The sequence below is a fragment of the Streptomyces sp. H51 genome (assembly GCF_035656535.1).
Lineage (GTDB): Bacteria > Actinomycetota > Actinomycetes > Streptomycetales > Streptomycetaceae > Streptomyces.
The window spans coordinates 37,283-60,720 of sequence record NZ_JAYMHD010000020.1 but is presented as its reverse complement, the minus strand read 5'-3'; the positions used below and the strand labels follow the sequence as shown (position 1 = coordinate 60,720).

General features: G+C 74.5%; 15 protein-coding genes. 8 read left to right on the top strand and 7 right to left on the bottom strand.

What is annotated here, in order from left to right; genetic code table 11:
• Positions 1–135: 135 nt before the first annotated feature.
• From VKA29_RS04910 to VKA29_RS04895, 4 genes are all read left to right on the top strand, one after another.
• A complete protein-coding gene (locus VKA29_RS04910; RefSeq protein ID WP_324783932.1) occupies positions 136–1,743 on the top strand; it encodes a dynamin family protein in 1,608 nt (535 codons plus the stop codon).
• Between the two features lie 3 nt (positions 1,744–1,746).
• On the top strand, positions 1,747–3,849 hold the full coding sequence (locus VKA29_RS04905) for a YfjP family GTPase (RefSeq protein WP_324783931.1): 2,103 nt from the start codon (positions 1,747–1,749) through the stop codon (positions 3,847–3,849).
• 264 nt (positions 3,850–4,113) lie between these two features.
• Positions 4,114–4,617, top strand: coding sequence for a single-stranded DNA-binding protein (locus VKA29_RS04900; RefSeq protein ID WP_324783930.1), 504 nt, complete (start codon positions 4,114–4,116; stop codon positions 4,615–4,617).
• A gap of 259 nt (positions 4,618–4,876) precedes the next feature.
• Positions 4,877–6,277 (top strand): Cys-Gln thioester bond-forming surface protein, encoded by a 1,401-nt coding sequence (locus VKA29_RS04895; RefSeq protein WP_324783929.1) that lies wholly within the window; start codon positions 4,877–4,879, stop codon positions 6,275–6,277.
• A 272-nt stretch (positions 6,278–6,549) separates the two neighbouring features.
• Here VKA29_RS04895 and VKA29_RS04890 read toward each other — a convergent pair whose 3' ends face one another.
• Positions 6,550–8,196: a hypothetical protein gene (locus VKA29_RS04890; protein WP_324783928.1), complete on the bottom strand. Its 1,647-nt coding sequence runs from the start codon at positions 8,194–8,196 to the stop codon at positions 6,550–6,552.
• Positions 8,197–8,726: 530 nt separating this feature from the next.
• Here VKA29_RS04890 and ettA point away from each other — a divergent pair.
• Genes ettA through VKA29_RS04875 form a run of 3 tightly spaced genes read left to right on the top strand, consistent with a single transcriptional unit; the run spans position 8,727 to position 11,488 of the window.
• On the top strand, positions 8,727–10,391 hold the full coding sequence (gene ettA, locus VKA29_RS04885; RefSeq protein WP_324783927.1) for an energy-dependent translational throttle protein EttA: 1,665 nt from the start codon (positions 8,727–8,729) through the stop codon (positions 10,389–10,391).
• A 6-nt stretch (positions 10,392–10,397) separates the two neighbouring features.
• Complete coding sequence (locus tag VKA29_RS04880) at positions 10,398–10,808, top strand: thioesterase family protein (protein WP_324783926.1); 411 nt, start codon at positions 10,398–10,400, stop codon at positions 10,806–10,808.
• Positions 10,805–11,488, top strand: a complete 684-nt coding sequence (locus VKA29_RS04875; protein WP_324783925.1) for a hypothetical protein — start codon at positions 10,805–10,807, stop codon at positions 11,486–11,488. Before VKA29_RS04880 ends, VKA29_RS04875 begins: the two co-directional genes overlap by 4 nt.
• A gap of 14 nt (positions 11,489–11,502) precedes the next feature.
• Here the strand turns inward: VKA29_RS04875 and VKA29_RS04870 are convergent, their stop codons facing one another.
• The 4 genes from VKA29_RS04870 to VKA29_RS04855 form a co-directional block, all read right to left on the bottom strand.
• Complete coding sequence (locus VKA29_RS04870; protein WP_324783924.1) at positions 11,503–12,468, bottom strand: ABC transporter ATP-binding protein; 966 nt, start codon at positions 12,466–12,468, stop codon at positions 11,503–11,505.
• A gap of 139 nt (positions 12,469–12,607) precedes the next feature.
• A complete protein-coding gene (locus VKA29_RS04865; protein ID WP_324783923.1) occupies positions 12,608–15,421 on the bottom strand; it encodes an FtsX-like permease family protein in 2,814 nt (937 codons plus the stop codon).
• 1 nt (position 15,422) lies between these two features.
• Positions 15,423–18,719, bottom strand: coding sequence for an FtsX-like permease family protein (locus tag VKA29_RS04860; protein WP_324783922.1), 3,297 nt, complete (start codon positions 18,717–18,719; stop codon positions 15,423–15,425).
• Positions 18,720–18,909: 190 nt separating this feature from the next.
• Positions 18,910–19,314 carry a globin gene (locus VKA29_RS04855; protein ID WP_324783921.1) on the bottom strand — a complete coding sequence of 135 codons (405 nt, stop codon included), beginning with the start codon at positions 19,312–19,314 and terminating at the stop codon, positions 18,910–18,912.
• A gap of 135 nt (positions 19,315–19,449) precedes the next feature.
• On the opposite strand from VKA29_RS04855, the gene VKA29_RS04850 reads away from it, so the two are divergent.
• Complete coding sequence (locus VKA29_RS04850; RefSeq protein WP_324783920.1) at positions 19,450–20,436, top strand: methyltransferase domain-containing protein; 987 nt, start codon at positions 19,450–19,452, stop codon at positions 20,434–20,436.
• 48 nt (positions 20,437–20,484) lie between these two features.
• Here the strand turns inward: VKA29_RS04850 and VKA29_RS04845 are convergent, their stop codons facing one another.
• Both VKA29_RS04845 and VKA29_RS04840 read right to left on the bottom strand, forming a co-directional pair.
• Positions 20,485–21,942 (bottom strand): FHA domain-containing protein, encoded by a 1,458-nt coding sequence (locus tag VKA29_RS04845; protein WP_324783919.1) that lies wholly within the window; start codon positions 21,940–21,942, stop codon positions 20,485–20,487.
• Positions 21,943–22,000: 58 nt separating this feature from the next.
• Positions 22,001–23,356 (bottom strand): VWA domain-containing protein, encoded by a 1,356-nt coding sequence (locus tag VKA29_RS04840; protein WP_324783918.1) that lies wholly within the window; start codon positions 23,354–23,356, stop codon positions 22,001–22,003.
• Between the last annotated feature and the right edge of the window lie 82 nt (positions 23,357–23,438).

Sequence of the window (23,438 nt, the reverse complement as noted above, 5' to 3'; positions counted from 1 at the left end):
GCGCCGGGTGTTGTGTACTCGTTATGCCTGGACTGTGCCGGTGTCCCAATCATCCCTTTCGCCTCTTATGTCTCTGTCGGCGCGCAGGCGGCCCATATGCTTTGGATATCCCCTAAAATTGGGCATTCTTCGCATGTGGTGACCTTGGACGTACGGCCTCAGCTGCTCGACGCACTCTCCGCCCTGCGCGACCGTGTCGCCGCCGCACGCTTCCCGCTGCCCGTGGCGGGGGCCCCACGCGCGCGTGCCAACCGCGTCGAACTGCTCGCGCAGCTCGACGACTACCTGGTGCCCCGATTGCGGGACCCCGAAGCGCCGTTGCTCGCCGTCGTGGGGGGATCCACCGGCGCGGGAAAGTCCACCCTCGTCAACTCCCTTGTGGGCCGCAGGGTCAGCGAGGCGGGCGTGCTGCGGCCGACGACGCGGACACCGGTGCTGGTGTGCCACCCGGAGGACCATCACTGGTTCAGCGGGATGAGAGTGCTGCCCGGCCTCACGCGCGTGTGGGTGCCGCAGCAGGAGGCGACGGACGACCTGCTGCTACCCGGCGAGAACCCCGGGCGCGTGCTGCGCATCGAGACCGTCGACACGTTGCCCCCCGGCCTTGCCCTGCTCGACGCGCCCGACGTCGATTCCCTGGTCGCCGACAACCGCGTTCTGGCCGCCGAACTCATCTGCGCCGCCGACGTCTGGGTCATGGTGACCACCGCCGCCCGTTACGCCGACGCCGTCCCCTGGCATCTGCTGCGCGCCGCCAAGGAGTACGACGTCACCCTGGTGACGGTGCTCGACCGCGTGCCCCACCAGGTCGTGTCCGAGGTGTCCCGGCAGTACGCGGCGCTGCTCACCAAGGCCGGACTCGGCGACGTCCCGCGGTTCACCGTGCCGGAGCTGCCGGAGTCGGCCTGGGGCGGCGGGCTGCTGCCGGCCAGCGCCGTGGCGTCGCTGCGCGACTGGCTCGTCCGCCACGCGCAGGACCCGGTCGCCCGGCAGCACGCCATGGCCCGTACCGCCTACGGGGTGCTCGGCTCGCTCAAGGCCCGGATGCCCGAGCTGGCCTGCGCCGCGGCCGCGCAGTACGCGGCCGCGGTGCGGCTCACCACCGCCGTCGACCTCGCGTACGACAGTGAGCAGGCGCGCGTGCGGGAGCGTCTGCAGGCCGGGGCCGTGCTCGCCGGGGACGCCCTGAAGCGCTGGCGCGCCTTCCCGCTCGACTGCACCGCCGGGGAACTGCTCGACGCGCTGGTGGAGAGCCTGGCCGCGCTCCTGCTGTGCCACGTCACAGCCGCCGACGAGCGCATCGACGACGCCTGGCGACGTGAACCCGCGGGCGCCGCCCCGGAACTGGCCGACCAGGACCCGTCCCCGGGTGGCGCCGAGCACCGGATCGCGCTGGCGGTACGGCGCTGGCGGCGGGAGCTGGAGGAGTACGCCGAGGAGGAGGTCCGCGACCTCGACCGCGCCGTCGCGCCGGACCCCGAGGCGGTCACCGCGCTGGTCGCCACCGCACTGCTGGGCGGCCGCCGGGCGCGCCCGGCGGGCGAGAAGCTCGCCGAGCGGATCGGCCCGCACGGTGCGCTGCGGCTGCGCGACCGGGGCGGGCGGCTGCTCACCGGCCACCTGGAACGGGTGCTGCACGCCGAGCGCGAGCGCCGTCTCGCCCCGCTCGAAACCCTCGACGTCCGGGCCGAACCCCAGGCCGAACTCATCGCCGCGCTGTCCGTACTGCTGAAGGAGAGGTGACCGGTGACCGCCATGACCGACCAGGACCGCACCGAGCACGCCGACCGTGACGACGACGTGGACGCCGAGGACGTGGACGCCGAGGACGTGGACGCCGAGGACGTGGACGTGGACGGGGACGTCACGGATGTGGACACCGAGGGCGTGGATGTCGAAGACGCGGACACCGAAGACACGGACACCGAAGGTGGGGAGGTCAGAGCCGTGGAGGTCGAAGGCGGGGAGGCGGAGGAGGCGGACGTCCAGGGCGGCTCCGGGAGGACCGGAGGCGGTCAGCGCGCCGGCGAGTCCCACGCGCGTGTGGCGGGCACGTACGAAGCCGGATCTTCCGGGAGAGCGGACGGTGCGGACGGAACGGACGGCGTGAACGGAACGGACGGCGTGAACGGGTGGGACGACGGGCTGGTGGCGCGGAGGGCTACCGCCGCCGACACCACCCGGGAGGCCGCCGACACCACCCGGGAAGCGGCCGCCGCGGTCGAGTACCGCGGATCCGGTCCACAGGTGTCGGGGCCACTGGTCTACCCCGGAGCCCTGCGCGCCCGCCTCGAGGCGCTGCGCGAGCTGGTGGGCGTGTCGCGCACCCGGCTCGACAGCCGGACCCTCGCGCAGGCCGGCCGGGTCCTGAACGAGTCGGCGGCACGGGGCAGCCTCTCCGGGCAGCACACCGTCGTCGCCATCGCGGGCGCGACGGGCAGCGGCAAGTCGCAGCTGTTCAACGCGCTCGCCGGGGTCGTCATCTCGGAGACGGGCGTGCGCCGGCCCACCACGGCGGCGCCCATCGTGTGCAGTTGGAGCGAGGGCGCCCTGGGCCTCATCGAGCGGCTCGGCATCCCGCCCCGGCTGCGCCGCCGCCCCCTCTACAACGGCGAGGCGGACGCCCAGCTGGACGGACTCGTCCTCGTCGACCTGCCCGACCACGACTCAGCGGCCGTCCAGCACCGCCAGCAGGTGGACCGCGTGCTCGCCCTCGTTGACGCGGTCATCTGGGTCGTCGACCCGGAGAAGTACGCCGACGCCATGCTCCACGAACGGTATCTGCGGCCCATGGCCGGCTACGCCGAGGTGATGTTCGTCGTTCTCAACCAGACCGACCGGCTGCCCGGTGAGGCCGCCGAGCAGGTCCTCGACGACCTGCGGCGGCTGCTCGACGAGGACGGCATCGCGCTCGGCGAGCACGGCGAACCGGGCGCCACCGTGCTCGGGCTGTCCGCGCTCACCGGGGACGGCGTCGGTGAACTGCGCGACGCGGTCGGCCGGTTCGTGGCCGAGCGCCGCGCGCCGGCGCGCCGGGTCGCCGCCGACGTCGATGTAGCGGCGGCGGGACTGCGGCGCGTGTACGCCACCCGGCGACGTACCGGGCTGAGCGAGGAGGCGCGCGACGACTTCTCCGCCCGGCTCGCGGACGCGGTGGGCGCCACCGCGGCGGGCGAGGCGGCCGAACGCGCGTGGCTGCGCAACGCCAACCGGGCGTGCGGGACGCCCTGGCTGCGGCTGTGGCACTGGTACCACGACCGGCGAGAGCCCGCCACGGGCCGGCTGCTCCCGCGGACGCAGGCGGACGAGGAGGCCACGGCCCGCCAGCGCGTCGAGCAGGCGGTGCGGACCCTGGCCGACCGGGCCTCGGACGGGCTGCCCGCACCGTGGGCGCAGGCGGTGCGCGAGGCCGCCGTACGCGGCTCCCAGGGGCTGCCCGAGGCGCTCGACAAACTGGCCGCGCGCGCCGCGCTGCCGGGGCGGCCGCCGCGGCCCGGCTGGTGGCCGGCGGCGGTGCTGGCGCAGGCGTCGATGACGATCCTCCAGGTGGTGGGCGGGCTGTGGCTGCTGGGCCAGATCCTCGGGATCATGGCGCCCAACCTGGGGGTGCCGGTGCTGCTGATGGTGGCCGGAATCGTCGGCGGCCCGCTCGTGGAGTGGGGCTGCCGGATGGCCGCGCGCGGACCGGCGCGGCGCTACGGCACGGAGGCGGAGAGACGCCTGCGGGAGGCGGCTGCCGCGTGCGGACGGGCCCGGGTGCTGGATCCGGTGGCGGCGGAGCTGCTTCGGTACCGGGAAGTGCGGGGGCAGTACCTGCGGGTGACGGGGGTGACGGCCGCGTCCCTGTGAACCGGCTCGTGGTTGCCGGTTGCCGGTTGCCGCTCCCCGCTTCCGGCTTCCGGCTTCCCCGTTCTGGGTTCTGGGTTCTGGGTTCCGGGTGGGGCTCACTCGTCCGGGTGGTGGAGTTGTCCACAGGCGGAGGGTGGTCCACAGGGCCCGGCGGGCTCGGCCCGATGGAGGCAGTCTGGCGGTGCGGCGGTCGCGAAGGGCGGCCGCCGCGGCAGACGCAGCCGTACGGGACGGGCCCGGCGGCGTATCCGGGAGGGGTCGGCGATGAACGAGACGATCATCTGCGCTGTGGGGAACGTGGCCACGCAACCGGTGTACCGGGAGCTCGCGTCGGGAGCGTCCGCGCGGTTCCGGCTCGCGGTGACCTCGCGCTACTGGGACCGCGAGAGGAACCTGTGGGCGGACGGGCACACCAACTTCTTCACGGTGTGGGCCAATCGGCAGCTCGCCGCGAACGTGGCGGCGTCGCTCAACGTGGGCGATCCCGTCGTCGTGCAGGGCAGGCTGAAGGTCCGTACGGACGTGCACGAGGGGCAGAACCGGACGTCGGCGGACCTCGACGCGACGGCGGTCGGTCACGATCTCGCCCGCGGCACCTCGGCCTTCCGCCGGGCGGCCAGGCCCGAGCCGGGGGCGGCCGCCGTGCACCGCCAGCCGGAGCCCGACTGGGAGAGTCCGCATCCGGGCCCCGCGGCCTCGGCCCTCGCGGCCCCGGGTTCCGCTCACCCGGGTTCCCGACAGGGCGCGCAGGCGGTCGCGGTGACGTGATGTCAGGTCGTGTCCCGGACTGACCCGAGTGCGGCATATTGGCCCATGTGTTCCCGGCGGCACGGTGGATTTGTCGATAAGCCCTGCTCATGGGCCTTCTCGGCGATAACGATTCCGAGTCGGATCGCTTGTCTGACGATATGACTGGGAGTCGTGGTGTGCCGCGTCCTTAGGATGCCGGGCATAGCTCTCGGGGCTTCTGATTCTGCTGCTGGGACCACACCCCCCACGTCAACGGTCCTGCTCGAAGGGGAATTTGGTGTTTGCTTCGTTCTCTGTGCCGTCCCTGCGCGGGCGTCGAGCGGTCCGCGTCGCCGCCGCGACGCTGGCGTCCGGGCTCCTCACCGCCGGCGTGCTGACGGGGGCCGGTACGGCCGCGGCCGCGGAGACGACACAGGGGCAGGGCGGGGCGACCGCCACCATAGGCGGCCTCAAGACGTACGGCGCCGCGCTGATCCACGGCGACGCCGGTGACCAGCAGGTGTCGGCGGGCCTGTTCGAGATGTCGGTCGACGGCGGCGGCACGCTGCAGACGTACTGCGTCGACATCAACAACCCCACGCAGCGGGACGCGAAGTATCACGAGACGCCCTGGAGCGGCACCTCGCTGGGCTCCAACAAGGACGCGGGCAGGATCCGCTGGATCCTGCAGAACTCCTACCCGCAGGTCAACGACCTCGCGGCGCTCGCCGCCAAGGCCGGCGTCGCGGGCGGCCTGACGGAGCAGGACGCGGCGGCCGGCACCCAGGTGGCGATCTGGCGCTACTCGGACGGGGCCGACGTCGACGCCGTCGACCCGCAGGCCGAGAAGCTCGCGGACTACCTCCAGCGCAGCGCGGTCGACATGGCGGAGCCCGAGGCATCGCTGACTCTCGACCCGCCCGCCGTCTCCGGCCACCCCGGCGGACTGCTCGGTCCGGTCACCGTGCACACCAACGCGGACGCCGTGACACTGGTGCCGCCCGCGGACGCGGCCATCAGCGGTGTGCGGATCGTCGACAAGGACGGCAAGCCGCTCACCTCCGCGGCGGATGGCGGCAAGGTCTTCTTCGACGTCCCCGAGGACGCCGCCGACGGGTCGGCCGAGCTGACCGCGCAGGCGTCGACGACCGTGCCGGTCGGACGGGCCTTCGCGTCCGAGAGCAGGAGCCAGACGCAGATCCTGGCCGGTTCCAGCGAGTCGACGGTCTCGGCGACGGCGAGCGCGACCTGGGCGAAGACCGGTGCGATACCGGCGCTGTCGGCGGAGCGGAACTGCGCCGAGGGAGCCGTGGACATCACCGCCGCGAACCAGGGCGATGAGGCGTTCACCTTCGAGCTGATGGGCCTCGAGCACAGCATCCCCGCGGGGAAGTCGCGCACGGTGACGATCCCGCTGCAGGAGGATCAGGCGTACGACTTCACGATCACCGGGCCGGGCGGTCTGGAGAAGCGGTTCACCGGTGTGCTCGACTGCAAGACGCAGGGCAGCGGGGGCGGCGAGGTGACCCAGACGCTCAGCGAGCCGAGCCCCGCCACGGCGGGTGGCGTCGCCGACGACACCAACCTCGCCGCGACCGGCGGCTCCAGCGCGACACCGCTGATCGCGGGCGTTTCCATCGCCTTCGTGGTCATCGGCGGCGCGGCTCTGGTCGTCGTCCGCAGGAAGCAGACCTCCTGAGCGCGGACGGCGCGCACAGCCCGGGCGGCGCGTGCCGCGCGGGCCGGAGTCCCCGGACGGGACGGATCCTTGGCAACTGAACAGGGGTGAGGGCCTGATCCGGTGAGTGGATCAGGCCCCTGATTACGGCGGATGGCTGTGCCGACCCGTGGGTGCGGCTTCCAGGTGCCGTTCGTCGTGGCAGTGGCAGTGGCAGTGGCAGTGGCAGTGGCAGTGGCGAGGGAGGCGGGCGGCGGGAATCGGTCGCCGGGCCGCCTCCGCCGGTCACATCCCTACTTGTCGCCCGGGGTGATCTCCCACGTGGTGTTGTCGCCGTGCTGCTGTGTCCAGAACAGGCGCCAGCCGCCGCGGAACAGCGTCGGCACCTTGGCGCCGAGGATGCCGCCCGTGCCCGGGTCGCCGTCGGAGACGTGGATGCCGGTGATCTCGTTGTCACCGTCGTTCTGGATGCCGCCGTTCACCGAGGACAGCATGTTGTCCAGGGTCGCCGAGGGGTCGCGGCCCTCGGCCAGGAAGCGCACCGGCTGTGCCCCGCGCGAGTGGTCGGTCGTCGTGGCGAAGACGTAACCGGAGTCCAGGGCGCCCCGCTGGGCGTGCAGGGTGTCGCCCGCGTCCTCGACGAAGGCGACGTGCGTGCGGTCGAGGAAGGCGACGTTGTCGATGCCCGTGTGCGCCTTGTCACCGGTGTAGAAGACGCTGAGCTTGCCGTTGTCCGAGCGCGGGTCGCTCTGGGTGAGCTTGTACAGGGTGCCCCAGCCGCCGTAGCCGTCGTTGGCGGTGCTGGTGGTGTTGGTGTCGCCGGTGGCGTCGAAGTAGAACTCGCGGAAGTCCGTGCCGGGGCGGAACTGGCCGTTCTCCGTGCGCTTGAACGGGGTCGCCTTGGCCGCCTTCGCCAGGGCGTTGGCGTCGAACGCCTTGCCGCTGGTGTCGGTCCTGGTGTCGTGGAGGGTCACCCAGCGGGTGCTCAGGGCCGGACCGTAGTTGGTCAGGTCCTTCTGGTCGTCGGTGAATGCTCCGCCGGTGGGGTGCTCGCCGTCGACGTTCTGGTACGCGATGGGCGAACCGCTGCGGCGGGAGACCACCTGCAGGGCCTGGAGCTTGCCGCCCTTGGTGAGGTCGCGCTTGTCGTAGGGGACCAGCCGGTAGACGAAGCTGTTGGGGACCTTCGTCTTGGTGGCGACTGTGGTTCCGCCGGTGTCCTCGAGCATCCACAGGTTGCCGGCGGAGTCGTTCTGGATGCCCTCGTAGCCGGCCCGTCCGGTGACGAAGGAGATGTCCTGCACCTTCGAGTCGATGTCCGGGGTGGCCTGGAGCACCCCGCCCTCGGCCCCTTCCTCGGAGGTGAACAGCAGGCGCTTGGCCCAGGGGTCCCAGGTGGAACCGTCGATGGCGGGAAGGCTCGTGCCGTCGGTCTGCTCGGTGGCCAGCAGCGTCACCCGGTGTGCCTGGTCGGCGTCGAGGTTGATGCGGGTGATGTACCCGGCCTCGCCGCCCTCGTGGCCCTGGAAGAGGAAGCGCGTGCCGTACGGGTAGGACGCGTCCGCGCCGTGCAGGCCGGACATCTTCAGGTAGGTGTTCTTGTCGGGCTCGGTCTTGCTGGCCTCGATCTTCACACCCGGGGCCTGCTTGACGGCGGGGTCGGGCAGCAGGGTGCCGTCACCGAGGTATCCGTAGTACGGGACCTGCTCGGTGGGGTTCTCCAGCTTCAGGGAGCCCTGCGCGACAGGGTGCTCGGTGAGTCCGGGCGACAGGACGTTCGGAGCGGTCACGCCGCGGGCGTCGGTGACAGCCGGCACCGACGACCAGGCGGCCACGCCGCCACTGGCGTCGGCGGCACCGGGAGACAGTGCGAGGCCGGCACCGATCACACTCGTCGCCAGCACTGTCGCGGCAACGCCGCCACGTCTCTTCTTGGCCATGTGGGATCACCTTTCGGATGAGCGAGGGCACACAGTCAAGACACAGCCGCCGTCGGACGATGGCTGGATCGGTGTCAGTCCGATTGATGGTCCGTGAACATTGTTCGGCCTCGCCCGCCAGGGGAGGTCCAGCCGATGGAAGGGACCCTGACGGGTCAGCCCCTCGGCAGTGATCGGCTCAGGCCCGTCTCCGGCCCGTCTCCGGCCCGTCTCCGGCCCGTCTCCGGCCCGTCTCCGGCCCGTCTCCGGCCCGTCTCCGGCCCGTCTCCGGCCCGTCTCCGGCCCGTCTCCGGCCCGTCTCCGGCCCGTCTCCGGCCCGTCTCCGGCCCGTCTCCGGCCCGTCTCCGGGCCGTGCAGGGCGCCCGAGACCGGCCCACGGGGGCCGGCAGCGACAGTCGAGCCTCCGACGCCAGATGCAAAGGACCAGGTCAGGACACCCGGACCAGACGCGTTTCCCCCCAGGGGTGGCGGTCAGGCAAGATGGGGTGTATCTGCCCACTGCCAGATTTCAAGCTGCCGGACGGTTTCTCTTGGCTGAGTTCATTTACACCATGCGCAAGGCGCGCAAAGCGCACGGCGACAAGGTGATCCTCGACGACGTCACCCTGAACTTCCTGCCGGGTGCCAAGATCGGCGTCGTCGGTCCGAACGGTGCCGGCAAGTCGACCGTGCTGAAGATCATGGCGGGGCTGGAGCAGCCCTCCAACGGCGACGCGTTCCTGTCGCCCGGCTACAGCGTCGGCATCCTGCTCCAGGAGCCCCCGCTGAACGACGAGAAGACCGTCCTGGAGAACGTCCAGGAGGGTGTCGCCGAGATCAAGGGCAAGCTCGACCGGTTCAACGAGATCGCCGAGCTGATGGCGACCGACTACTCGGACGCCCTGCTCGACGAGATGGGCAAGCTCCAGGAGGAGCTCGACCACGCCAATGCCTGGGACCTCGACGCCCAGCTGGAGCAGGCCATGGACGCCCTGGGCTGCCCGCCCGGCGACTGGCCCGTGGTCAACCTCTCCGGTGGCGAGAAGCGCCGGGTGGCGCTCTGCAAGCTGCTGCTGGAGGCCCCCGACCTGCTGCTCCTCGACGAGCCCACCAACCACCTCGACGCCGAGTCGGTGAACTGGCTGGAGCAGCACCTCGCCAAGTACGAGGGCACCGTCGTCGCCGTCACCCACGACCGGTACTTCCTGGACAACGTCGCCGGGTGGATCTGCGAGGTGGACCGCGGCCGCCTGCACGGCTACGAGGGCAACTACTCCAAGTACCTCGAGACCAAGGCCGCCCGCCTCAAGGTCGAGGGCCAGAAGGACGCCAAGCGGCAGAAGCGCCTCAAGGAAGAGCTGGAGTGGGTGCGCTCCAACGCCAAGGGGCGCCAGGCCAAGTCCAAGGCACGTCTGGCCCGCTACGAGGAGATGGCGGCCGAGGCCGAGAAGATGCGGAAGCTGGACTTCGAGGAGATCCAGATCCCGCCGGGGCCGCGGCTGGGCAACGTCGTCGTCGAGGTCGAACACCTCAGGAAGGCCTTCGGCGAGAAGGTCCTCATCGACGACCTCTCCTTCACGCTGCCGCGCAACGGCATCGTCGGCATCATCGGGCCGAACGGCGCGGGCAAGACCACGCTGTTCAAGATGATCCAGGGGCTGGAGAAGCCCGACTCCGGTTCGATCAAGGTCGGCGACACCGTCAAGATCTCGTACGTCGACCAGAGCCGCGAGAACATCGACCCCAAGAAGACGCTGTGGGCCGTCGTCAGCGACGAGCTGGACTACATCAACGTCGGCCAGGTCGAGATGCCCTCGCGGGCCTACGTCTCCGCCTTCGGCTTCAAGGGACCGGACCAGCAGAAGCCGGCCGGTGTGCTCTCCGGCGGTGAGCGCAACCGCCTGAACCTGGCGCTCACCCTCAAGCAGGGCGGCAACCTGCTGCTCCTCGACGAGCCGACCAACGACCTCGACGTCGAGACGCTCTCCAGCCTGGAGAACGCGCTGCTGGAGTTCCCGGGCTGCGCCGTGGTCGTCTCCCACGACCGGTGGTTCCTGGACCGCGTCGCCACCCACATCCTCGCCTACGAGGGCGAGTCCAAGTGGTTCTGGTTCGAGGGCAACTTCGAGTCCTACGAGAAGAACAAGATCGAGCGGCTCGGACCGGACGCCGCGCGTCCGCACCGCGCCACCTACAAGAAGCTGACCCGGGGCTGATCGATCTTGCGGCACATCTACCGCTGCCCGCTGCGCTGGGCGGACATGGACGCGTACGGCCATGTCAACAACGTGGTCTTCCTGCGCTACCTGGAGGAAGCCCGTATCGACTTCCTGTTCCGCCCGGACAAGGAGTTCCAGCAGGGGTCCGTGGTGGCGCGCCATGAGATCGACTACAAGCGGCAGCTCGTCCACCGGCACTCGCCCGTGAACATCGAGCTGTGGGTCACGGAGATCCGGGCGGCGTCCTTCACCATCGCCTACGAGGTGAAGGACGACGACGTCCTCTACGTCCGCGCGTCGACGGTGATAGTGCCGTTCGACTTCGAGGCGCAGCGGCCCCGCCGGATCACCCCGGAGGAGCGGGAGTTCCTGGCGGAGTACCGGGACGACGAGGAGGAGGCCGTCGCCGCATGACGGTGCTCCACCTCGCGGACGAGGGGGAGGCGGCGGATCTCGCGGCCTTCCTCTCCCGGCTGCTCCACTACGACCGCGGAGCGGCGGTACGCATCCAGGCGGCGGGCACCGCGCTCGCCGTCTTCGGACGGCCGCCGTCCTTCGAGGTGCTGGCGATCCGCGCGGTTCGGCTCGCCGAGCCGTACGAGGACGGGCCGGCCGTCGCGCTGGACGTCACCGTCTCGGCCGGTGAACTGCTCGAGTCCGTCGACGAGCCGGCCGCCACGGCCGCCGTGCCGGCCGCGGTCACCGGTCCGCCGTGGGCGGGCGTGCTGCCGCCGCGCGGAGGGTGGCGGCCCGAGCCCGGGCTTCCGGCGCCGGAGGCACTGCGCGCGGCGGTCGGGGCGGCGGTCGCCGAGTTCCGCTCCCGCACCCAGGAACTGGCGCCGCAGCAGCGGACGCGCACCGAAGTGGACCGCATCGGGCGGGAGATCTGGTCCCGCACGATCGGCGACACGGAGCTGCCGGTGCGGGTCGCGCACGCGGCCCAGTCGCTCGGCTTCCTGCGCCCCGAGGCGGACGACCCGGTGCTGTTCGCGTCGGGCGCCTGGCTGAGGCTGCGCACGCCGTACGGGTCGGTCGCCGTGCGGCGGGTGGGACGTGAGGCGCTGGGCGTGAGCGTCGGCGTCGGCGTCCGCTGACTCGGGCGGAACCGTCAGCCCTGCTCCCCACTGTCGTCCGGCCGGACGGCGATGTGGTCGCTCTCCAGTTCCAGGGCCACCCGGTCCCGCATGCCGAGGGCCTCGGTGTACTCGGCCGGGAGCTGGAGGCGGCCGGCCCGGTCGAGCATGGCGTACTCGCGGGCGACCACCGTCTCGTGACCGGTCTCCGCGTCGACCTCGCTGCGGCGCAGCACCTCAGTGGAGGTGCGGCCGTCCCGGATGGCGACCGTGCGGCGCACCTCCGTGGCGACCGCCTGGTCGTGGGTGACGATGACGACGGTGGTGCCGAGACGCTCGTTCGCGGTGCGGAAGGCGGCGAATACCTGTTCCGCGGTGTGCGAGTCGAGTTCGCCGGTGGGCTCATCGGCGAGCAGGACCGCGGGGTCGTTGGCGAGGGCGACGGCGATGGCCACCCGCTGCTGCTGGCCGCCGGACATCTGGTGCGGGCGGCGGTCGCGGCAGTCGGCCACCTGTAGCAACTCCAGTAGCTCCAGGGCGCGTTCGGCGTGGGCGCGGCGGGCCCCGCGGGTGCGGGCGCCGGACAGTTGCAGCGGGAGGGCGACGTTCTGGGCGGCGGTGAGGTAGGGCAGGAGGTTGCGGGAGGTCTGCTGCCAGACGAAGCCGACGGTGCCGCGGCGGTAGGCCAGGCGGTCCCGGGCGGTCATGGTGAGCAGGTCGTGCCCGGCGACGCGGGCGGCGCCGGCGGTGGGGGTGTCCAGGCCGGCGAGGATGTTCATGAGGGTGGACTTGCCGCTGCCGGACGCGCCCACCAGCGCCATCAACTCGCCCTCCCGGACCAGCAGGTCGAGACCCTGGAGCGCCTGCACCTCCACTCCGTCCGCGCTGAAGACGCGGACCAGGCGGTCGCAGGTGATCAGCGCGTCGTGGCCGTAGGCCGGCCGGTCGCGGCGGGCGGCGGCGCGGTCGGCCAGGTCGGCGAGGGTGGGGTTCGTCGTCATCGGGCTGCCTCCTCGACCGGCGCTCCGACGGGGGCCGGGTGGGTCGTCGGGCGGGTCTCGCCCGTGCTCCGGGCGGGTGCTTCGACGGTGGGTGGTCCGTCTGTGGTGGGGGCGGGTGCTTCGACGGGGGCCGGGTGGGTCATCGGGTGTCTCCCGCGCGCAGTTCGGTGATCGATCCCCGGCGCCCCGTCCACCAGGCCTGCACCACCGCGGCGGCCACCGTCACCGCCAGGACCGCCAGCGCGGGCACCGCCAGCGACATCGCGTCGGTGCGCAACTCGGTTCGGCCCGTGGCGGTTTCGGCGGAGGCGAGGGCGATCGTCGTCAGGTCGACGCCCGGCGACAGCAGCCGGATCGCCGCCCAGCCGGTCAACGCGCCGCCCACGGCGGCCGGCAGCGCCTGCGGCAGCGACTCCAGGACCAGCAGGCGGCGGCCCTGCGCACGGGTCAGGCCCATCGTGCGCAGGCGGGCCAGCAGGGCGGCCCGTTCGGGGGCGGCGCGCAGCAGGGACAGCAGCAGGGCCAGGACGGCGTAGCCCGCGCCGGCGGCCACGGCGGCGGTGTAGACGCGCTCGGCGCCGGACTGCAGCGGCGAGTCGACGTATCCGGCACGCTCCTCCGCCCGCACCTGTACGGCCCCGGCGTCGCCCGCCGCCCGGCGCAGCGCGCCCGCGTCGATCCGGCCGCCGGTCAGCAGCAGCACGTCGGGACGCGCGGCCTCCCGGCTCAGCCCGGCGCGGTCGACGACCAGGAAGTCCGCGCCGGTCACCGCGGGTGTGCGGGCCCGGACCAGGGCGATCCGGACGGTGACCGTGCTGCCGTCCTCCAGCCGCACCGGGAACGGCCGGGTGCCGTACGTGCGGGCCACCTGCGGGGAGGCCAGCGCCGGAAGCGCCCCGCCGCCCGCCGGACGCCTCAGCCGGCCGGCGTCGAACGCCCCGAGCCGGGTCCGGTCCGCCAGCCCGGCGTAGGCGCTCGGGTCCACGCCCGCCAGCGGCACCGACTGCCTGCCGTCCGCCGGCTTGGCCTGGTACGCGAGACTCACCTGGGCCAGCCCCCGCACGCCGGGCGACCGGCGCACCCGCTCGGGCAGCCCCGACGGCAGCGGGGCGGTCGCCTCGACGCGAGCGTCGGCGCCGACGGCGAGCAGCGCCGCGTGATCGCGGGCCTCGCGCACGCCCGCCAGGACGGAACCGCCGAACGCCGCCGTGGTCAGCGCCGCCAGCAGCGCCAGCAGGGGCAGCACCGCGGACGTGGCGGCGCGGCCCGCGCGGGCCAGCGACAGGACACCCAGCAACCCCCGCAGCCGGGCCGCCGGGCGGGCCAGCGCGCGCAGGGGCAGCGGGTGCAGGCGGGCCAGCAGCAGGGCCGCGGCCACGCCGATCAGCACCGGGGCCGGCGCGCCGAGCTGATCAGCGGCCGCGCCTCGCCTGCGCAGGGTCTCGACCGCGCCCAGCGCCACGGCCAGCACGGTGAGCTCCGCGACCGTACGGCGCCGGGACGGACGTACCGCCGTCACGTCCTGCCTGCCGGTGTGGACCCGGACCGTGCGGTGCGCGAGCGCGGCCCGCAGCGGGAACGCGGCGCAGGCGGCCACCGTGACCGTGGCCGCCGCGGCGACGGCGGGCAGCGGACGGCCGCCGGGGAGGGCGAGGAGCGCGATCGCCAGGCCGACCGCCCCCGCGGGCAGTGCGACGACCGCGGTCTCGGCCAGCAGGCGTCCCGTCACGCCCGGCAGGGAGCCGCCGCGGGCGCGCAGCAGGGCGAGTTCGGCGCGGCGGCGGTCGGCGGCGAGAGCGCCGGCCATCAGCAGGACGACGGCGGCGACCGTGCCGGTGCCGAAGGCGGCCACGGCGACGAGCGGCCGGACGCCCGCGCGCAGCCGCGTGAAACGGCCGAGCACCTCGTCGAGGTCGGTCTCGGCGTCCGCGGCCGGGTCGGTCGCCGCGCGCACCGCGCGCAGGTCCGGACCGGACTCCAGGGAGGCGATCGCCGACCGCAGCCCGTCCGCGTCATGGGAGTGGAGGTCACCGGTGGCGGGCGCCAACTGCCAGTAGCGCCAGGGGTTTCCGGCCGTCCCCAGCATCGCCGGGGCCGCTTCGGGGGCCAGCAGCAGGGCGCCCAGCCAGTACTTGTCGGCGTCCGCGCCCCCGCCCGGCACCCGGACCAGGCTGGGGCCGCGCAGCAGCGGCTGGGTCGCCCAGTAGCCGCCGTCCGGGTCGCGCGGGGCGACGACGCCGGTGACGCGGACGGCCAGCGGGGCGCGTTCCACAGCGGGCAGGTGGATCACCGCACCGGGCTCGATGCGCAGCTTCTCCGCGGTCTCGGCGGTGACGGCGGCCTCCACCGCGGGCGTGGCCGCCGTCACCCGCGCGCCGGCCCGGGGCAGACGGCCGGAACGGACCGTGGCGTGCCCGGCCAGACCGTGCTGCGCGGCGAGCACGAACTGGGCGGGCAGCCCGGTCGGCCGGGGCAGCCACGGGTCCGGCGCCGGCAGCGGGCGGGCGGTGCGCACCCCGTACGTCGACTGCCCGGGGTCCGCTGTGAGCGGCCGCCCGACCGCGGTGCGGACGCGCGCGTACTGCCGGCCGAGCGGGCCGGGACGCAGCGCCTCCTCCCGCCGTTCCCGGGGCAGGCGCACGTCCGGCTGCGGGGCGGACAGGCGCAGGGCGGTGCTGTCGGGGCGCGCCTGCGCGACGGCCCGGCGCAGCCCGGCGTCCTCGTACCGGTCGACCGCCGACGGGAAGGCGGCCGCGAGACACGCGGTCAGCGCCACCAGCAGCGCCAGCGCCCACGCGGCGGCGGGCGCGGCGCGCAGCCGGGTACGGATCCACGGGGCCGGGGCCGGGGACGTGGGCGCGGACGGGACGTCGGACCGGGCCGGGGCCGGGGGAGCGCCGCCCGCCTCCGTGCCACCGGCGTCCGCGCCGTCCGCGTCCCTGTGGGGGCTCATGTCACTCGCCTCCCTGCTCGCGCAGTGACCTCGCCGGGTCCGTCCGGCGCACTGCCAGCAGGGCGGTGACCAGGAGCGGGGTCACCGCCACGGCCGCGAGCACCAGGGCCAGCCGGGGGAGCGGCAGTTCCACGAGCACCTCCGGCACCGGGCGCGTCGCCTGCGCGGTCAGCACGGTCAGCGGGATCACCGCCCGGGCCAGTACGGTCCCCAGCGCCGCGCCCACCACCAGCGCCAGCGCCGCCAGCACGCCCTGCTCCACGGCGATCATGCGGGCGAGCCGCCGGCGCGGGGCGCCCAGGGCGCGCAGTACGGCGAGTTCCGCGCCCCGCTCCCGCAGCGAACCCGCCGCGCTCACCGCGAACCCGACCGCGGCCAGCGCCGCCGCCACCGCGGCCGTCGCCGCGAACGCCGCCTCGGGGCCGGCCCCGAACGGGTCGTCGCGCAGGTGTGCCGCCGTCTCGTCCCGCACCACGACCTGACCGGCCTCCAGATCGGGCAGCGCCCGCAGCCGCGCGGCGACCCGCGCCGACGCGCCCGGGTCGGTGCGCAGCCACCACTCCGTCGGGGTGACGCTCGTCCCGTACCGCTCGGCCAGCACCCGGTTCACGGACCGCAGGTCGACCAGCAGGGCCCCGCCGCCCGCGTCGCCGGTCGTCGGCAGCGCGCGCACCGACCGCACGATCCGCACCGGCACGTTCTCGCCGCCGAGCGTCACATCCAGCCGCCCGCCGACCCGCGCGCCCGCCGAGGCGAGGAAACGGTCGGTCGCGACGGCCCCGACCTCCGCGGCCCGCGCGGGCTGCGCGACCCGCATCCGTACCGTCACCGAGGCGATGACCCAGGTCTCGTCGACCGGGATGTGTCCCGTGTCGTACTCGACGGCCGGCGGCCCCGACGAACTGACCTCCGGCCGCGTCGGGTTGGTGTCGGCCTCCGGCGACGCGAGCTGCCCGTCGCCGCCCGAGTCGGCCGTCCAGGCGGCCGGCAGCGGCAGCCGCCGTACGGTCCCGTCGGTGCTCGTGGCCGTCAGGCGGCCCAGGACCAGGCGGTGCCGTTCGGAGTGACCGACCGGCTGGGACATCACCAGTTGCACGCCGGTGAGCGTCAGCGGGCCCGGCGGGAGGGCGACCCCGAGGGTGTGGGCGCGGCCGTCGGCGGGGAGTTCGCCGGCCGGGACCTGGTACGGGGTGCCGTACCGGTCCTCGAGGGTGAACGTCGCGTCCGTGGTGGTGCCCTGCTGCCGCGAGGTGCGCAGGGTCGCCGTCAGCCGCAGCCGGGCGGTGCGCGCGGGCACCCGGGCACCGGCCGTCGTCACCTTCGGGCCGAGTCCGGCGAGCAGCGCCCGCACCGGCCGGGGCGCCAGGTCCCGGCGCATCAGCACCGCGTCCGCCGCGTGCGCGGTGTCCAGGGCCAGCAGGGCCGCCGTGCGGTCGCCGGACAGCGGCAGCTCGGTTCGGACGGCGGGCGCGGCCTCGCGGACGTGCGGGATCGCCGCGTACGTGTCCGTGCGGCCCAGGCCGTCCTCACCGGCGGCGACGACCCGTACGGGGGCGCCGGCGCCGAAGTCCGCCTGGTCGTCCTGCGAGCGGTCCCAGGAGGCGCCCTGCGCGACGGCCAGCATGCCGAGCGCGACGGCGAGCACCAGCAGCAGCACCGGGCCCGCGCCGCGCGTCGGACGGCGGCTGAGCTGCCAGCCCGCCAGCGCCGCCGTCAGCCCCCGCCCGCCGGCCGCCCGGTGCTCGGCGAGCCGCGCCACCAGGGGCAGCAGCCGCAGCGTCAGCACCGTCCCGGCGAGCAGCGCCAGCGCGGGCGCCGCCACCAGCAGCGGGTCGATGCCCAGGGTGCCCCGGCTGCCCTCGGCCACCGCGCCCGAGTCCTGCCGGGCGAGCTGCCAGTACGCGACCCCGGCCACCGCCAGCAGTCCCAGGTCCGCGCCCGCCCGCAACGACCCGGGCAGCGACCGGGCCCGGCCCGCCCGGAACCCCTCGACGGTGAGCGCCGGCAGCGTCACCGCCAGCGCGCACCCCAGGGCCACGCCCGCCGCGACCAGCCACACCCCGGGCCGTCCGCCGGGCGGCACGTCCAGGCGCAGCCCGATCCGGGCCAGCGCCCCCTGCCCGGCCAGCAGCCGGGTGAGCGGTCCCGACAGCGGCGGCGCGCACACCACCGCGGGCACCGCCAGGAACAGCGCCTCCACGGCGGCGATCCCCGCGATCCGGGCCCGGGAGCCGCCGCGCGCCCTCAACAGCCGCGTCTCGCCGGTCCGTTCCGCGCTCAGCAGCCGGGCCACCAGCAGCAGCGCGCAGGCGGCGAGCAGGGCGAGCTGCAGCGCGACGATCAGCAGGGTGGAGCGGGAGACCAGCAGTGAACGTTCGACACGGTCCAGGACGTCCGGGAGGGAGGTGCCGGCGGCGGTCGTGCCGCTGAGCGCGGGCTGCCCGCGCAGGGCCCTGCTCTCCGACCGGGCCGCCCGGCGCAGCGCGTCGATCCGCCCGGTCGTCACGGAGGAGAAGTCGGCCGACGCCAGCCAGGCCGATGGCCCGGCGCTCACCTTCCCCGCGGTCCCCGCGGTCCCCGCCTTCTCCGCGGTCAGGGCGCCGGGGGTGGTGAGCAGGGGGCCGTACGTCGTGAAGCCGACCGTCCGTACGCCCCGGCCGCCGAGGTCGTCCAGCCGCCAGTAGGGGGCGTCGGCCGCCGCGGGACGGTAGATGCCGGTGAGCGTGACGCGCACCTTCGGGCCGCCGAGCCGGTCGGCGAGGGTGAGGCGGGCGCCCGGCCGCAGGCCGAGGGCGCGGGCGGCGGCCTGCGGCAGGGCGGCCTCGACGCCGTCCCCCGGGCGGTCGCGGGGGGCACGGCCCGCGACGACCCGCACCTGCGTGGGGTCCAGGGCCGCGAAGTACGTCAGGTCCGGGTCGCCGGACCGTTCGGCGGGCGGCCGCAGCGAACGGGGCAGCGCGTACGGCCCGGAACGCGGCAGCGTCCGCACGGTCACCGGCAGCCCGTCGAACGCGCGCCGCGCGCCCGCCCGGACCGCGTCCTCGGCGGCGGCGCGACGGCCGGTCGGCACGTCGGCCTTGACGATCAGCGCCGAGTCGGCGGCGTTCGAGGGGTCGGCCAGCGAGTGCCGCAGGGCCGCGTCGCCGATGGCGCCCGCGTAGGCGGTCAGGGTGGTCAGGACCGCCGTGGTCAGCAGGACGGTGAGCAGGGCGGCGGCGAGCAGCAGGCGGTGCGCGCGGGCGCGCAGCAGCACGAACCGCGCGGTCGCTCCCCATCCGGTCGCCGCTGATCCGGTCACCCGGCCCCCCGTGGTCGTCCAGACCTCCGGGCGATGGTGTCAGAGACGGGGCGTCACGGGTAAGCGCTTGTGAGGCGACCTTGACCGGATCGTGACCGGAATCCGGCGCCGCGCGACCGGAATCCGTACGTCCGACCTGCCGGCCGGTCCCCGGGCGGTGATCGCCTACTGGTCCCCGGCCGGTCCCCGGTCAGTCCGGGGTGTTCACCATCGAGGCCGCCGCGTACGTCAGGTACTTCCACAGCTGCTGCTCGTGCTCCTCGGACAGGCCGAGTTCGTCGAGAGCCGCCCGCATGTGCCGCAGCCAGGCGTCGTGCGCCTCGCGGTCCACGGTGAAGGGGGCGTGCCGCATGCGCAGACGGGGGTGGCCGCGGTTCTCGCTGTACGTCGTCGGACCGCCCCAGTACTGGATCAGGAACAGCGTCAGCCGGTCCTCGGCCGGGCCGAGGTCCTCCTCCGGGTACATCGGCCGCAGGACCGGGTCCTCGGCGACTCCCTCGTAGAAGCGGTGCACCAGACGGCGGAAGGTTTCCTCCCCGCCGACCTGCTCGTAGAAGGTCTGCTCCTGAAGCGTGCCGCGCCGAATCTCATTCACGCCCCCATGGTCGCAGACGGCGCGGGCGGAGACCCAGGCCCTTCGGACCCTCCCGGGCCGGTCCCGTGCCCGTGCCGCGCCCGTCCCGCGCCGGTGTTGTCCTTCCCCGTGCCGGACCGCCCGTAATGTAGAGGTATGGGCGCGCACGCTCTCGACAGGGACCTGGAAGACCTCGCCGCCTCCGCCCGGCAGGCGCTGGTGCGGCGGATCGACGCGACCGGGGCCTGGGACGCCGACCCGGTGTGGCGGGAGGCGTTCGCGGCCGTCCCGCGCCACCTGTTCGTGCCGTACTACTACGTCGGCGTCCGGGGCGGCTACGAACGCCGGTGGGGTGAGACCCCCGACCCGGAAGCACGCGAGAACTGGCTGCTCGGCGCCTACGCCGACGCCCCGCTGGCCACCCGGCTGCGCGACGGCGACCTGGTCTCCTCCAGCAGCCAGCCCTCGCTCATGGCGCGGATGCTCGTGGAACTGCGGGTGCGGGACGGCGACCGGGTCCTGGAGATCGGCACCGGAAGCGGCTACAACGCGGCCCTGCTGGCCCACCGGCTCGGCGACGACGGCCTGGTCACCACCGTCGATCTCGACCCGGAGATCACGGAGTCGGCGCGGCGGCACCTGGCCGCCGCCGGACACCGTCCGGCCGTCGTCACCGGCGACGGCGCCCGCGGCGTCCCCGAGCGCGCCCCCTTCGACCGGATCGTCGCGACCTGCGCCCTGACGTCCGTGCCGCCCGCCTGGCTCGCCCAGTGCCACCCCGGCGCGCGCATCCTGGCCCCGCTCGCCACCGGCCTGATCGCGCTGACCGTCCGCGACGACGGACACGCCGAGGGGCACTTCCTGCCCACGCCCGCCTACTTCGTGCCGTTGCGCGGCGGGACCGGCTCCCGCCCCGAGCCCGTCGACCTCGACGCGGTGCCCGACCATGCACGGGGGGACGAGCTGTTCGGCTTCCTGCTGGCGCTGACCCGCGGCAGCCTCGACGCCCAGGAGGCCTACGTCCTGTGGGAGCGCGAGGGACGCCCGCGACGGGAGCGCTACGGCGTCACGGCCGGCGACGAGCGCGGGTGGGCCTGGCTGGACGACCCGGAGGGGCCGTACGCCTGGCCCCTCCCCGCCTGATCCCCGCCCGGTCGTTGCCCGGTCCCTGCCCGGTCGTCGCCCGACGGCTCAGCCGCGCCGGATGGTGATCGTCGTCCACGCGCCGACGTGCACCCGGTCCCCGTCCTGCAGCGGCACCGGCACGAAGGGCTGGATGGGCTCCTCGGAACCGTTGACCGTGGTGCCGTTGGTGGAGTTCTGGTCGACGACCGCCCAGCCTCCGTCCGGCTGCTGGACCAGCACCGCGTGCTGATGCGAGACGCCCGGGTCCTCCGGCGGCACCGCCAGGTCGATGTCGGGGGTGTCGCCGGTGGAGTGGCGCCTGCGGCCGATGGTGACCTGGTTGCCGCTGAGGGTGCGCTGCTGCTCGGGCGAGTACGCGGGCAGGTTGAGCCCCGCGGCCTCGGGTCCCGAGCGCTGCATCATCGCCATGAAGTACTCGCGGTCCGGCCCGATGGTCGCCGTCCAGGCCGCGGGCTGCTGCGGGTACGCGGGGCCGGGCGGGGCCTGGGTCGCGCCGGGCTGCGGGTAGCCGTAGCCGCCGCCCGGTCCGCGGCGGCCGGGGCCGCCCGGAGCACCGGGGCCGCCCGGAGCGCCGTGGCCGCCCGGAGCGCCGTGGCCCCCCGGGCCGGACGACGGCGGGGAGATCACCCAGTCGTCGTCACCGGGGCCGAAGGGCGGACCGCCCTGCGGCGGCCGTCCCGGCGTCTCCTGCGGAAACGTGGGCGGAGCGGGCGCGCCGGACGGCTGGTACCCCTGCGGTGCGGCCCCGGGCGCACCGGGACCACCGTGACCGGCAGGACCGCCGGGGCCGCCGTGACCGCCGGGCCCACCAGGCCCGCCGTGACCACCAGGCCCACCGGGCGCACCAGGCCCACCGGGCCCGCCGAAGCCGCCGGGGCCGCCGGTGCCGGGCGCGCCGAATCCGCCGGGGCCTCCGGGACCCCCGGGGCCGCCAGGGCCGGGCCCGCCGAATCCGCCGGGGCCCGCGGGCGGGGTCGGGCCGGGCGGCGGGACCGGGCGGGAGGGGTCGGGGCCGAAGTTCGAGGGGCCGGACGGCTCGCTGCCGAAGGACGGGATCGGCTCGGCGGGCCGGTTCATCTGCGACGGGCGGGAGCCCTGGTAGTCGAAGGAGTCACCCGCGCCGTACGACGGTCCCGGCGGCTGCTGGAAGCGCGCGGACGGGCCCGGGCCCGGGCCGGGCGCCGGCGGGCGCGAGGCGGCCGGGGTGTAGGAGGTCGCGGTGTTGGTCAGGAAGTTCCACCGGCACTCCTCGCAGAAGGGCGCGCCGCCCTCGCGGGGCGTGCGGCACTGCGGGCACAGCTCCGGCTCGGCGTCCGGCACGGCCGACAGGTGCGGGCGGCCGCCGGGCTGGTTGCCCTGCGGGGGCGGGAAGCCGTAGCCGCCGCCGGGCGGGGGCGGCGGGGGAGGGGGCGGGGGCGGGGGCACGGCACCGGCCATGCGGTGACCGCAGACCTCGCACCAGTCGTCGGAACCCGACTGGTGTCCGTTCGGGCAGGTCGGCATGTCGGCGCTTCCCCCTCTCCTTCAGGGTCCTACTACGGTCCTGCTGCGTCGTTTCGGGTCACTTCTTCACACGAACAGTCTTTGTCGACCGGGTTTCGAGAGTCATCTCGTCGGCGTCCTCGACCTTCGTCTTCAGTCGCACAGTACCGGTCGCCGCGTCGACCACGTCCACCACCTTCGCAAGCAGTTTCGCAGTATCCGCGTTTCCGGAGGCGCTGGCGAGCTGGACGGCCCGGCCCAGCTTGGCCGTCGCTCCGTCGAAATCACCCGCTTTGCGGAGGTCCAGTCCCTGCTGGATGGCCTGGGCCAGTTCCGCCTGTCCGGTGTAGTGGGCGACCTGCGGGTTGATCGAGGTGGAGGCGGCCATGTCGTCGGTCCACACGGCCCGTACCAGGCCCTGGGCGCCCAGGTTCCGGGCGCCGCCACCCCCTCTCGCGCCCTCCGGGACCACCAGCGAGACGCGGGCGGCCAGCATCTCCTGGCCGATGTGGGCGGCCGGGACCTCGACACAGACGTGGTAGTCGCGGGACTCGTCGCCCCAGGAACCGGTGGGGTAGTCCCCGGCGCGCGGTCCCGCCTCGGTGCGGCGGTCCGTCAACTCCTCGACGGTCGGCGCCACTTGCTTGACGAACTTGATGGTGGTGCCGACCGGCGTCCACAGTCTGAGGGCGACGTCCGCGACCTCCTTGCCCATGGCCTTCTCCATCATCCGGGTGAAGTCGGCGGCCAGGGCGGCCGGGTCGGCGACGATGTCGGCGCTACCGAGCAGGGCGGAGGCGATCCCTGTGACTTCTTTCACTTCCCAGTCGGTGCCCACGCCGCGGGCGTCGCAGGTGAAGCGCCCGGCGCAGGCGTCCAGGGCGGCCTTCAGGTCCTCGGCGGACTCGTGCTCGTTGCGGCCGTCGGTGAGCAGGATGCCGTGGCGGATGGTGACGTCCGCGGAGGACAGCAGCCGGTCGGCGAGGCGCAGCCAGGTGCCGATGGCGGTGCCGCCGCCGGCGCTCAGCTTGCGCAGAGCCTGCTTGGCCTGGGCGCGGGTGGTGGCGTCGGCGACCGCGAGGCGGCCGCCGCCCGGGTAGACCTCCTTGGCGACGTGCGTGCCGCCGATCACCGCGAAGTGCACGCCGTCGCGCAGGGTGTCGACGGCGGCGGCCGTCGCGTCGCGCGCGTTGCGCATCTTGGTCGGCGGGTAGTCCATCGACCCCGAGCAGTCGACCATGATCGCCACGGCCGCGGAGGGGCCCTGCCCCGGCGCGTAGAGGTGGGGCGCCGCGACCGCCGCGCCGATCGTGCCGCCGCCGGCGGCGGTCACCGTGACGATCGCGTTGACCTCGCGGCCGCCTTCCGGGAGGTACTCGTTCTGGTACACGTCCACCGAGAACTGCGGCACGTTCGCTTTCGAGATGTTGGCCATACCTGCTCGAATCCCCCTTGAACGGCCCACGTCCGCGCGGGCCCACGACGATGCGCGGACCGGTCCCCTCCGGTCCGCCGAG